Source organism: Blautia sp. MSJ-9 (genome assembly GCF_018919065.1).
In the GTDB taxonomy this organism is placed as follows: Bacteria; Bacillota; Clostridia; order Lachnospirales; family Lachnospiraceae; genus Blautia_A.
The window spans coordinates 82,419-94,235 of the sequence record NZ_JAHLQG010000031.1; the positions used below are offsets into that span (position 1 = coordinate 82,419).

General features: G+C 42.8%; 9 protein-coding genes. 3 read left to right on the plus strand and 6 right to left on the minus strand.

The window, feature by feature from the left end; all coding sequences use genetic code 11:
* Window positions 1–112 precede the first annotated feature (112 nt).
* Complete coding sequence (locus KQI87_RS08265) at window positions 113–2,314, plus strand: alpha-amylase family glycosyl hydrolase (protein WP_253292418.1); 2,202 nt, start codon at window positions 113–115, stop codon at window positions 2,312–2,314.
* Between the two features lie 126 nt (window positions 2,315–2,440).
* On the opposite strand, the gene KQI87_RS08270 is transcribed toward KQI87_RS08265, so the two are convergent.
* The 4 genes from KQI87_RS08270 to KQI87_RS08285 form a co-directional block, all read right to left on the minus strand.
* Window positions 2,441–4,975 carry a cation-translocating P-type ATPase gene (locus KQI87_RS08270; RefSeq protein ID WP_216459704.1) on the minus strand — a complete coding sequence of 845 codons (2,535 nt, stop codon included), beginning with the start codon at window positions 4,973–4,975 and terminating at the stop codon, window positions 2,441–2,443.
* Between the two features lie 194 nt (window positions 4,976–5,169).
* Window positions 5,170–5,619 carry a Fe-S cluster assembly scaffold protein NifU gene (nifU, locus tag KQI87_RS08275; RefSeq protein WP_008704067.1) on the minus strand — a complete coding sequence of 150 codons (450 nt, stop codon included), beginning with the start codon at window positions 5,617–5,619 and terminating at the stop codon, window positions 5,170–5,172.
* 112 nt (window positions 5,620–5,731) lie between these two features.
* Entirely contained in the window at window positions 5,732–6,913 is a 1,182-nt protein-coding gene (gene nifS / locus KQI87_RS08280) for a cysteine desulfurase NifS (protein ID WP_216459705.1), read from the minus strand.
* A 17-nt stretch (window positions 6,914–6,930) separates the two neighbouring features.
* Complete coding sequence (locus KQI87_RS08285) at window positions 6,931–7,407, minus strand: RrF2 family transcriptional regulator (RefSeq protein WP_216459706.1); 477 nt, start codon at window positions 7,405–7,407, stop codon at window positions 6,931–6,933.
* A 150-nt stretch (window positions 7,408–7,557) separates the two neighbouring features.
* Here KQI87_RS08285 and KQI87_RS08290 point away from each other — a divergent pair, with 150 nt between their 5' ends.
* The gene (locus KQI87_RS08290) at window positions 7,558–8,901 is read left to right on the plus strand and encodes a polysaccharide biosynthesis protein (protein WP_216459707.1); all 1,344 of its coding nucleotides are present in this window, start codon (window positions 7,558–7,560) and stop codon (window positions 8,899–8,901) included.
* 56 nt (window positions 8,902–8,957) lie between these two features.
* Window positions 8,958–9,989 (plus strand): 3-deoxy-7-phosphoheptulonate synthase, encoded by a 1,032-nt coding sequence (locus KQI87_RS08295; RefSeq protein ID WP_216459708.1) that lies wholly within the window; start codon window positions 8,958–8,960, stop codon window positions 9,987–9,989.
* A gap of 51 nt (window positions 9,990–10,040) precedes the next feature.
* Here the strand turns inward: KQI87_RS08295 and xerD are convergent, their stop codons facing one another.
* Both xerD and KQI87_RS08305 read right to left on the minus strand, forming a co-directional pair.
* Window positions 10,041–10,925 (minus strand): site-specific tyrosine recombinase XerD, encoded by an 885-nt coding sequence (xerD, locus tag KQI87_RS08300; protein ID WP_216459709.1) that lies wholly within the window; start codon window positions 10,923–10,925, stop codon window positions 10,041–10,043.
* A gap of 237 nt (window positions 10,926–11,162) precedes the next feature.
* Entirely contained in the window at window positions 11,163–11,756 is a 594-nt protein-coding gene (locus KQI87_RS08305) for a stage II sporulation protein M (protein ID WP_216459710.1), read from the minus strand.
* Window positions 11,757–11,817: the final 61 nt, after the last annotated feature.

Sequence of the window (11,817 nt, forward strand, 5' to 3'; positions counted from 1 at the left end):
ATGAGGACTTGCCTATACGGTCATCCGTGTACTATAATGTTTTACAAATACGTTACTGGCCGCTTCGGTTTCAGTAACACAAATATTTATTTATAAACCAGGGAGGAATATTATGGCAAAAAAAAGACTCCAGAAGAAGCGTGCTTCATCAACAGTCAGCAAACAGGGGGCTGAAATTTTAAAAGTTGCTACTTCTAAAACAGAACCTGCGAAAGTTGAAACTTCCAAAGTTGAACCTGTTAAGGTTGAAACTTCTAAGGTGGAACCAGTCAAAGTTGAGATCTCCAAAGTCGAACCTATTAAGGTTGAAACTTCTAAAGTTGAACCGGTTAAAGTTGAGACTTCTAAAGTTGAACCGGTTAAAGTTGAGACTTCCAAGGTCGAACCGGTCAAAGTTGAAACCTCTAAAGTTGAACCTGCGAAAGTTGAAACTTCCAAAGTGGAGCCGGTGAAACTTGAGGCTCCTGCTGATCTTACTATATATAATGAACGTTTTCAGAAACATTATGACGAACTGAAATGGCTGTATTGTGAATTATATCAGGACCGTGATGATGTTATGACATTCCTGAATGACCTGACATCTAATATGGAAGCTTTTTATAACAGCAGAAATGCAACATTAAGAGCATCCGACAGAAAACGTGAATCTGACCCGAATTGGTATAAACGCAATGACCTGCTTGGCATGATGATGTATGTAAATAATTTCGCACATACATTAAAAGGTCTGGAAGAGAAACTGGATTATGTAGAAGAATGCAATGTTAATTATCTTCATCTGATGCCTCTGCTCGCTTCACCGGAAGGAAAAAGTGATGGCGGTTATGCAGTTGCTGATTTCCGTACCGTTCAGCCGGAACTCGGCACAATGGAAGATTTCTCAGAATTAACTGCAAAATGCCATGAACGAGGCATTAATATCTGCCTTGACTTCGTTATGAACCATACATCCGAAGATCATGAGTGGGCAAAACGTGCACGTGCAGGTGAGAAAGAATATCAGGATCGTTATTTCTTCTTTGATTCCTATGATGTTCCGGCTCTTTATGAGAAAACCTGCCCTCAGGTATTCCCGACTACTGCACCTGGAAACTTCACATGGTTAGATGACGTTCACAAACATGTTATGACTACATTCTACCCATATCAGTGGGATCTGAATTACAGAAACCCTGTTGTATTTAATGAGATGGTTTATAATATGCTCTATCTTGCAAACCAGGGTGTAGATATCGTACGTCTGGATGCTGTTCCTTATATCTGGAAGCAGCTTGGCACAAACTGCCGTAACCTGCCACAGGTTCATACCATCGTGCGTATGATGCGTATGATCTGTGAGATCGTTTGCCCGGGTGTTCTTCTTCTCGGCGAAGTTGTTATGGCTCCTGAGAAAGTTGTTCCGTATTTCGGTACTCTTGAGAAACCGGAATGCCATATCCTGTACAATGTTACTACTATGGCAAGTACCTGGCACACTGTCGCAACGAAAGATGTATCTCTTCTGCGCAGACAGCTGGATATCCTCGGATCACTTCCTACAGAATATGTATTCCAGAATTATCTGCGCTGCCATGATGATATCGGCTGGGGATTAGATTATGACTTCCTGCAGAACTTCTCTATCGAAGAGGTTCCTCACAAGAAATTCCTGAATGATTTCTTTACAGGAAAATATCCGGATACCTTTGGCCGCGGTGAGCTCTACAATGATGATCCTCGTCTGGGCGATGCAAGACTCTGCGGTACTACTGCTTCTCTCTGTGGTATTGAGAAATATGGATTTGAGGGAAATGCAGAAGGTGTGGACAGAAGTGTCCGTTATGACATTACTCTGCACGCATTTATGCTTTCTCAGTCAGGTATCCCGGTTATCTACAGTGGCGACGAGATCGGCCAGGTAAATGACTATTCTTACAAAAATGATCCGAACAAAGCTGCAGATTCCCGTTATCTCCACAGAGGAGAATTCAACTGGTCTCTTGCTCCAAACAGAAATATTGCAGATACTGTACAGGGAAAACTTTTCCATGCACTGGATCATCTGGAGCATATCAGAAGTGCTCATAGCGTTTTCAGCACAACTGCATCTCTTCGAACAATTGATACCTGGGATTCTTCTATTCTTGCTATTGTACGTGAGAATGATGAAGAGAAATTCCTTGGTATCTATAACTTCGGCGATCAGGATAAGGTAGCATGGATCAATGAAGATGATGGTATTTATACAGACCTTATCACAGAGCACCAGATGGAAGCTAAAGGGGTTATGATCCCTGCATTCGGATGCTTCTGGCTGTGCAGAAAGAAATAATTCATAAGCTTCTGCAATAGCAGATAATACTCAGTATAACAAATACTTATTATAGCAGACGCAAATAAGGACAATCCGTACTTCTTCTACAGATTGTCCTTATTTTTATACGCTTATTTCTTACGTTTATTTCTGTACTCTCTCCAGAAACTTTGCAAAAAATCCCTTATCCTCATCTTCTTTATCCAGAGATTTCGCATAAATCCGACGAATCCATTCTGTGATGGTTTCAATCAGGATCGGTGAAAATGTCATCAGTACAAATACCAGAATGATCATTCCAAATTCCAGAGAACCTAATGTCAGTAAATTCTGCAGTACAACTGCACTTATAAAAAATGCAAACTGCATTCCGTAGATGATCACCTTTCTGTATGTGTTCAGCGGCGAATATACTGTACGCAGCGCAGACATATAGTTCCATCCTGTTACCAGAACACAGGCTGTGTTCAGCATGACATTAGAATGATATACATTCTGGCATACCAGCATGATCGTAAATACGCATCCTGTGATGGTAACCGCTGCCGGAAATGCATTCATAAATACATGTCTAAGGAAGGTGTGATCGATCTTATTGTAGTTATTCTCCTGTGTCAGCAGAAATGTAGGAATACCTACTGCACATGCACTGATCAGTGACATCTGAATCGGCTCGAACGGATATGCATCTCCGAAAAAGATCGTGATCAGTGCCAGTAGAACAGAGAAAATTGTCTTGATCAGGAACATGGATGCTGCACTTCGAATATTATTTACCACGCGACGGCCCTGATTTACAATATGAGGCATTGCTCCAAAATTGGAATCCAGCAATACCACGTTTGCAATGTTCTTGGCTGCATCGCTTCCTGCTGCCATGGCAATACTGCAGTCTGCTTCTTTTAACGCAAGTACGTCATTTACACCGTCACCAGTCATGGCAACTGTATGTTTCTGAGATTGAAGTGCCTGTACCATCTGTTTCTTCTGCTGCGGGGTTACACGGCCGAATACACTGCACTCTGCAACTGCACGCTGCATTTCTTCCGGTGTTGTGATAGTTGTGGCATCAATATAATGATCTGCGTTCTTCAGTCCAGCCTTCTTTGCAATGGCAGAAACTGTCACCGGATCATCTCCGGAAATAACTTTCAGATCAACGCCCTGGCTGTCAAAGAATGCCAGAGTATCCGGTGCTTCCTCACGGATTACATCTGTAATAAGGAACAGACCGATTGGTTCCAATCCAGCCGGACGTTCTGTACCTTCTGTTTCCTGTTCACTGTGAGCAAGAACCAGAATACGGAATCCAGCCTCCGCATAAGTGCTGCAATGCGCCAACAACTCTTCATTTCCTTCCGGGAAGAGGAACTGTGCAGCTCCCATCAGATAAGTACCTTTTCCTTCAAATACTGCTCCGCTGTATTTTCGGTCCGAAGAGAATGGAATGGCGTGGATCAGTTTCAGATCAGACTTGGCAGGAAAACGGTCTCTCAGCGCATCAGCTGTCGCATTCTGATCATGCAGAACTGACATCAGATTTCCCATAATACGGTCGATTTCCTGCAGTTTCTGTTTCTCTGCTTCTGTTTTCTCTGTTGTTTTTGAAACTGTTTCCTTAATTCCTGCATTTGTGTCCGCATTCACAGTTTCTGTCTTTACAGATTCCTCCTCTGTTTCCAGGTTAACCAAACCGGCTTCTGTGGCTGCAGTGACAGCTATCTCCTCATGATTCTGTCCGCCCTCATACAGCTGCACATCTTCGACTTTCATAGTTCCTTCTGTGATAGTACCTGTCTTATCCAGACAGAGAGTGTCAACTCTGGCAAGAGTCTCGATACAGTAGAGTTCCTGTACCAGTGTCTTCTTGGTTGCCAGAACCATAGAGCCCAGAGTTAACGCCACACTTGTCAGGAGCACCAGTCCCTCAGGGATCATTCCCAGAACTGCGGCAACCATATTTACTACGGAATCCTTTAATGTGTCTCCGACAATATAATACTGTTTATAGAACAGCATTGCCCCAAGCGGTACAATGATAATACTGATCACTTTCAGGATCGCATTCAGAGAATTACGGAGTTCTGAATTGTGACGCTTAAATTCTTTTGCCTCACTGGTGATCTGAGACGCATAGTTGTCTTTTCCGACATGGATCACCTGACAACAGGCTTCTCCTGATGTCACAAAGCTGCCGGAAAAAAGCTCATCTCCCTGACTCTTGGAAAGATTGTCCGATTCACCTGTCAGCAGGGACTCGTTTACTTCGACGGTTCCCTCCAGTACTTTCACATCTGCTGGAACCTGATCACCTGTTTTCAAAAAGATCAGATCATCAAGTACCAGCTTCTCTGTGGAAATACTCCATTTCTTTCCATCACGCAAGACTACTGTCTTGCTCTCAGTAAGAATTGCAAGTTTGTCGATGGTCTTCTTTGCTCTGATCTCCTGCACAATACCTATCACTGTATTGATCAGAATGATTCCCATAAACATGGAGTTCTTGTAAGATCTTACAAAAAGCACCATTACCAGAAGCACAAGGTTCAGAAAATTGAAGAATGTAAGTGTGTTCTCCAGAATAATCTGCTTGTATGTCCTGGTGTTCGGGTTCTCGTTGGCATTAACCTTTCCTTCTGCAATCCTTTCCTGCACTTGTTCATTTGTAAGTCCTGTCATGTATTACCTCCTGCAGAAAATAGTTATTATTCGCCTTTTGCTTAACGACTTTCTTTATAGAATAACGTCAGACAAAACCTCGGCGAAAAATATCCGAATATAAAGTACAGGGCAGATGATGAGTATCACCCGCCCCTTCTTTATAAATAACGATTTCAAATTACAAACAGATTCAATTTTTGAAAAAATTTTTATTAATATTCTTCTTCCTCTGCTTCTTCGCCTTCGTGAATATCAGACTTCGGTTTCTTAAGTCCTTTGATCTCGATATGATGTTTCTGTGCATAATCCCACAGAGCTGCATGGATTGCTTCCTCTGCAAGCAGAGAGCAGTGTACTTTTACTGGCGGAAGTCCGTCGAGAGCTTCCATAACTGCTTTGTTTGTAACTTCCATAGCTTCTTCGATAGTTTTTCCCATTACCATCTCTGTTGCCATGCTGCTTGTTGCAACTGCTGCGCCACATCCGAATGTTTTGAATTTGCAGTCTTTGATGATATGTGTTTCATCATCGATATCAAGGAAAATTCTCATGATATCACCGCATTTTGCATTTCCTACTGTACCAACGCCGCTTGCGTTCTCTATTTCTCCAACATTACGTGGATGCTGAAAATGATCCATTACTTTCTCGCTGTAAGCCATTTGTGTTTCCTCCTGTTATCCTGACATTGCTGTCCTGTTTAATATTATTTCGTTACTGTTTACTGGCAACATCCTACGAAGTATGTTACTGGACACGTAGTGAACAGTAACATTATTTCTGTTTTTTCATGAAGTCTTCATATAATGGAGACATGCTTCTTAAGTGTGCTACGATTTCTTTCAGTTTGTCTACTACGAAGTCTACATCTTCCATTGTTGTCTCTTCGCTGAGTGTCATACGCAGAGAACCATGTGCGATCTCATGAGGCAGGCCGATTGCCAGAAGTACATGAGACGGATCAAGAGAACCTGAGGTACAGGCAGATCCACTGGATGCACAGATTCCATAGTTGTCGAGCATCAGCAGAAGTGATTCACCTTCTACGAACTGGAAGCTGACATTTACATTGTTCGGAAGACGTTTTACACGGTCACCGTTTACTTTTACATAAGGGATCTCTGTCTCAATTCTCTGGATCAGATGATCTCTGATAACGATTTCTTTCTCTGTACGTTCTTTCATGGAAGCATTTGCACGTGCTGCTGCTGCGCCGTATCCAACGATTCCCGGTACGTTCTCTGTACCTGCACGACGTTTACGTTCCTGTGCACCGCCATGTACGAAGGAACGGATCTTAACACCTTTACGGATGTAGAGGAAGCCGATTCCTTTTGGTCCGTTAATCTTATGTCCGCTGGAGCTTAACATATCGATATTGCACTCATTTACATTGATCGGAACCTGACCAAAAGCCTGAACAGCATCTGTGTGGAAAAGAACGCCGTGCTCTTTTGCGATACGTCCGATTTCTTTGATCGGCTGGATGGATCCGATCTCATTGTTTGCAAACATTACGGAGATCAGGATTGTCTCTGGTGTGATCGCTTTCTCAAGCTCATCCAGTTTCACAATACCGTTCTCGTCTACATCTACATATGTGATCTTTGCACCGCGTTTCTCCAGATATTCGCATGTATGAAGAATTGCATGATGCTCGATCTTAGTTGTGATAATGTGATTTCCTTTTGCTTTATATGCTTCAAAAGTAGCTTTCAGAGCCCAGTTGTCAGACTCGGAACCGCCGGCTGTGAAGTAAATCTCTTCTTTCTTTGCGCCAAGGACTTCAGCGATCTGCTCTCTTCCCTTAGTCACTGCTTCTTTGCTCTTACCTGCAAAATCATAAATACTAGACGGGTTGCCATAAAATTCTGAAAAATATGGCAGCATTGCCTGGACAACCTCCGGTGCTGTTTTAGTTGTTGCTGCATTGTCCAGATAAATCATTTTTCCCATTTTCTTGTCCTCCTGTTTTATTTAAGTACGTCCGACACAGCTTCTTTCGTGTTCAGACCTGCTATTTTCTCTTCATGTACTCTTCTGCTCTCTTCGATCAGCTGACCAAGCATCAGGGTATCTACAGCATTGGTGATGCTGTCGTTAATTCTCTTCCAGACGAGTTTCGCCACACATACGTCACTGCCGTGGCAGGTTCCGTCATTCTCAATCCCAGGACAGGCTGCTGCTTCCAGACTGCCTTCCAGCACACGCAGGACTTCACCGACTGAGATCTCATCTGCCGGCTTGCCAAGCTGGTAACCGCCGTAAGCACCTCTGCTGCTCTTTACCAGACCTGCTTTCTTAAGCATGGCCATAAGCTGTTCGAGATAGCTTGTGGAAATATCCTGTCTCTCCGCAATGCTCTGTAAAGACACTGCTTCATTCTCACTGTGTAATCCCAGATCGATCAGTGCTTTCAAACCATAGCGTGCTCTTGTTGACAGTTTCATTTTCTCACCTCGTTTTTAATTCCCAGTGTTTCCCTCGGATTTTCATACTTACTCTACCAGAAACTGCTAGTTCTGTCAAGGATGTTTTAAACATATATTGTCATAAAAGCGTTGCTTATTATAACGCATTCATAAATCCAGGAGCTTATTATGTCGAGAAAGCTTTTTATCAAAGGAACACTCCTGCTGACTGTCACAGGCCTGCTCAGCAGACTGATCGGTTTCTTTTACAGGATATTCCTCTCCCATACGATTGGTGCACACGGACTGGGGATTTTTCAGCTGGTACTTCCTCTGCAGATGCTGGTAATGTCTGTATGCGCTTCAGGTATCCAGACTGCTATTTCCCGTCTGACTGCCTCTGAAACTGCAAGTGAACATTCTGGACGTGCGGGGGATTACTTTGCTGCTGGAACCGCTTTCTCTGTTGGTGTTTCCTGTCTGTTTGCATGGTTTCTCTATACTTATGCAGATTTCTGGGCTGTCCGGATCCTGAGAGAACCACAGACAGCAGCTCTGATACAGCTATTGTCTTTCAGTATTCCTCTGAGTACTTTTCATGCATGTGTCAACAGCTACTACTTTGGAAAAAAGCAGGCCGGCTTTCCTGCCGGAACACAGCTTCTGGAACAGATTTTCCGTGTGGGCGGATGTTATCTGCTCTATCTTATCACCATTTCTCAGGGGCGTACCGTCACACCGTTGATCGCTGTGGGCGCTAATCTTATCGGAGAATCCGCTGCAGCTTTTCTTTCTCTGTTTACTATAAGTATGCATTTTCGTAAAACACATTATACTTTCTTACATATAAAAAAAGCAGGACAGATCTTAAAAAATCTCTTCAGGATCTCTGTACCTCTTACTCTGAACAAGATTCTGCTGACCATTCTCAGCAGTGCAGAAGTGATCATGATCCCTGCCAGACTGCGGATGTCCGGGCTCAGTTCCAGAAATGCCTTAAGTATTTACGGTGTTTTCACCGGAATGGCCCTGCCTCTGATCCTGTTTCCGGCAACCATCACGAACTCAGCTGCAGTAATGCTTCTGCCATCTATCACAGAACTTCAGACTCTCGGATATCAGAAGCGGATCCAGTATGTGATCGGGCAGATTTTCCGATATTGTCTTCTGCTTGGCGGTTTTTGCATGATCTTTTTCCTGTTTCTGGGGGATTTTCTTGGAGTTTTTCTGTTTCACAGCGAGACTGCAGGTGTTTATATCCGGACAATGTCTTATATCTGTCCTTTTCTGTATCTGAATACAACACTGACCAGTGTCCTGAACGGACTCGGCAGATCCGACATCTGCCTGATGCACAGCATCATCAGTATCTGCATCCGTGTAAGTTTTGTATTATTTGCAATCCCCCAGTTCGGTATACGTGGATATCTGTACGGAATCCTCTGCAGCGAGCTGATCCTCACAGTTCTTCATATCCGTGCATTGTCCGAAAAATATTTTCCCTATCGACATTCAGATAGGAATGGTTTATAATTAATGCCGAAAAAGCAACACAAAAGTTGCCAAAAAGACACAAAGGAGATACAACCATGGGATTCGATTTTATCAAAAAGTTACCAACCCCTGAAGAAATCCGCAATCAGTATCCCATTGATGCTGAAATTCAGGCCATTAAAGATGCAAGAGATAAGGAACTGCGTGATGTGTTTACCGGAAAATCCGATAAATTCCTTGCAATCATCGGTCCTTGTTCAGCAGATAACGAAGATGCTGTTCTGGATTACCTTACCAGATTACGCAATGTTCAGGAGAAAATAGCTGACAAGGTTCTGATCGTTCCACGTGTTTATACAAATAAACCAAGAACAACAGGAGAGGGCTATAAAGGTATGGTTCATCAGCCGGATCCCGAGAAACAGCCAGACCTCCTTGCAGGACTTGTTGCGATCCGTAAGATGCATATCCATGCGATCCAGACAAGCGGTATGACATGCGCAGATGAAATGCTTTATCCGGAGAACTACCGTTATCTTTCTGACCTGCTTTCTTATGTAGCAGTTGGTGCACGTTCTGTTGAGGATCAGCAGCATCGTCTTACTGTCAGCGGTATGGAAGTTCCTGCAGGTATGAAGAACCCGACCAGTGGTGACATTGCAGTTATGCTTAACTCAGTTGTTGCAGCTCAGGGCGGTCATCGTTTCATCTACAGAAGCTGGGAAGTAGAAACATCAGGAAATGAGCTTGCTCACACAATTCTTCGTGGTGCAGTTAACAAACACGGAGAAGCGATCCCGAACTATCATTACGAAGATCTTCGTCTTCTGTGGGAGAAATATCAGAAGAAGAATCTGAAGAACCCGGCTGTTATTGTTGATACTAACCACTCCAATTCCAATAAACAGTATGATCAGCAGGTTCGTATTGCAAAAGAAGTTCTTCACAGCCGTCAGGTTGATCCGGAACTTCATACTCTGGTTAAAGGTCTTATGATTGAAAGTTATATTGAACCTGGAAATCAGAAAATCGGCGGCGATCATATTTATGGTAAATCCATCACTGACCCATGTCTTGGATGGGAAGAATCTGAACGCCTTCTGTATACAATCGCTGAAATGTGCTAATTATATAACGCAAAAAACTTCCATAGCGTCAGGCTGTGGAAGTTTTTTGTTTTAATGACGCGGATGTGTTTTCATATACACATCTCTCATCTTATTCATATTCATGCCAAGATAAATCTGTGTAGTAGAAATATCTGAATGCCCAAGCATCTCCTGAACGCTTCTGATGTCTGCGCCGTTCTGCAGCATATGCACGGCAAAAGAATGCCGCAGCGTATGAGGCGCAATATCTCTCTTAATCCCGGCATCATCTGCATAGCCTTTCAGTACTTTCCAGAAGCCCTGACGACTCATGGCTTTTCCGGAACAGTTTGTAAACAATGCGGTCTCTTTATCATCTTTTACAAAAACAGTTCTGCCTGTCTCCAGATAGCGTTCCATGGCTTTCTTACAGGGAACTCCGATCGGAATGATACGCTCTTTACCGTTCTCATGGCACACAACATAACCAAACTGCAGATTCACGTCAAATATCTGTAAATGCAGCATCTCACTTACGCGCATTCCTGTAGCATAGAGCAGCTCCAGCATTGCTGCATCTCTTATCCCTTTCGGAGTATTCAGATTTGGTTGCTGAAGTAATTTGTCCACTTCTTCTATTGTAAGGATCTCCGGTGCCTTTTTCTCTACTTTCGGCGGTTTCAGATTCTCCGCAGGGTCCTTCGCAATGACTCCCTCTTTCCATAAATACTGGAAAAAGGCTCTCATGGATGCAACACTTCTGGAGATAGAGGATGACGCAAATTTCTCACGTTCCATATAGCTTATATATCCCTCAAGTTCAAGTTCCTTTACATCATTGCAGTTTCTGATTCCCCTCTCTTCCAGAAATTCTGCCATTTTCTTGAGATCCCTCTGATAAGATACCTCTGTATTAGCCGATGTCTTCTTTATATTATGAAGATATGTAATAAACTCTCTTATTTCTATATCCATACTTCCCTGTTTCGCGCTCCCTTTTCTAATCCCTGTGTTATCAGGAGCAGTTCCTTACCGCATTTACTGCTCCTGACAGTTTCTCATTCTAAAATGTATATGTATTATACTGTTTATTTTACATAAAATCAAACCCTTTTTTCATGGAAAAAGCTGATATTTCAAGCTTTTTCGGCATCAGATACCATATGTCGGATATTTTATGACAACCACAACTAAATATGGTAAAAATACTCTCTAAAAAATTTTTATATAATTCAAAATTCTACTGATGATCCATGGGTTTATAAAGCATTCTACAAGGATTCCCAGCAGGTAACCGATGGCAGCAATGCACATTCGGCCGGCATAAGCACCTGCTTTCTGAGAGAATATTCCTCTGTTTCTCCAGATTTCTACAGACATTTTCCACTCCTGTTCCATGGAATAGAGCCAGACCGGAATATAAAAAAGATACTGCGGGAGCAACAGTCCCATTCCGATCACTCCGCCTGCAAATCCGAATTCCAGGATAGACGCCGACATGATCATACCTGTGTACAATCCTGACAGCAGAAGTGTGAGAACTGCAAGTGGTGCTCCAAAAACAGAAAATCCACAGATCAGATTCAGCAGATAATAACAGCCTCTGTATTTCAGGATTTCCAAAAGATATTCTTTTCCGGAAATGTCTTTACCTGCAAATGTACTTAAGAAATATATGGATGCCCAGGTTTTCTGCTGCCATTTCATTTTCCAGATCAGATTTGGTATCAGATTTCCTGCAAGAAATCCCAGGAGAAACAGGATCAGCGCCGGAAATTTTCTTTTTTGTTTCGCAATCATACTCATAGCATCACCCTGTACCAGTTTACTTGTACTTCATGGAAAGTATGCCTGTTTGACCGCTAAA

What these genes read in the sequence shown, in the direction of transcription:
- KQI87_RS08265 (WP_253292418.1), top strand. Translation starts at nt 113, where the DNA reads ATGGCAAAAAAAAGACTCCAGAAGAAGCGTGCTTCATCAACAGTCAGC.
- KQI87_RS08270 (WP_216459704.1), bottom strand. Translation starts at nt 4,975, where the DNA reads ATGACAGGACTTACAAATGAACAAGTGCAGGAAAGGATTGCAGAAGGA.
- nifU (WP_008704067.1), bottom strand. Translation starts at nt 5,619, where the DNA reads ATGGCTTACAGCGAGAAAGTAATGGATCATTTTCAGCATCCACGTAAT.
- nifS (WP_216459705.1), bottom strand. Translation starts at nt 6,913, where the DNA reads ATGGGAAAAATGATTTATCTGGACAATGCAGCAACAACTAAAACAGCA.
- KQI87_RS08285 (WP_216459706.1), bottom strand. Translation starts at nt 7,407, where the DNA reads ATGAAACTGTCAACAAGAGCACGCTATGGTTTGAAAGCACTGATCGAT.
- KQI87_RS08290 (WP_216459707.1), top strand. Translation starts at nt 7,558, where the DNA reads ATGTCGAGAAAGCTTTTTATCAAAGGAACACTCCTGCTGACTGTCACA.
- KQI87_RS08295 (WP_216459708.1), top strand. Translation starts at nt 8,958, where the DNA reads ATGGGATTCGATTTTATCAAAAAGTTACCAACCCCTGAAGAAATCCGC.
- xerD (WP_216459709.1), bottom strand. Translation starts at nt 10,925, where the DNA reads ATGGATATAGAAATAAGAGAGTTTATTACATATCTTCATAATATAAAG.
- KQI87_RS08305 (WP_216459710.1), bottom strand. Translation starts at nt 11,756, where the DNA reads ATGAGTATGATTGCGAAACAAAAAAGAAAATTTCCGGCGCTGATCCTG.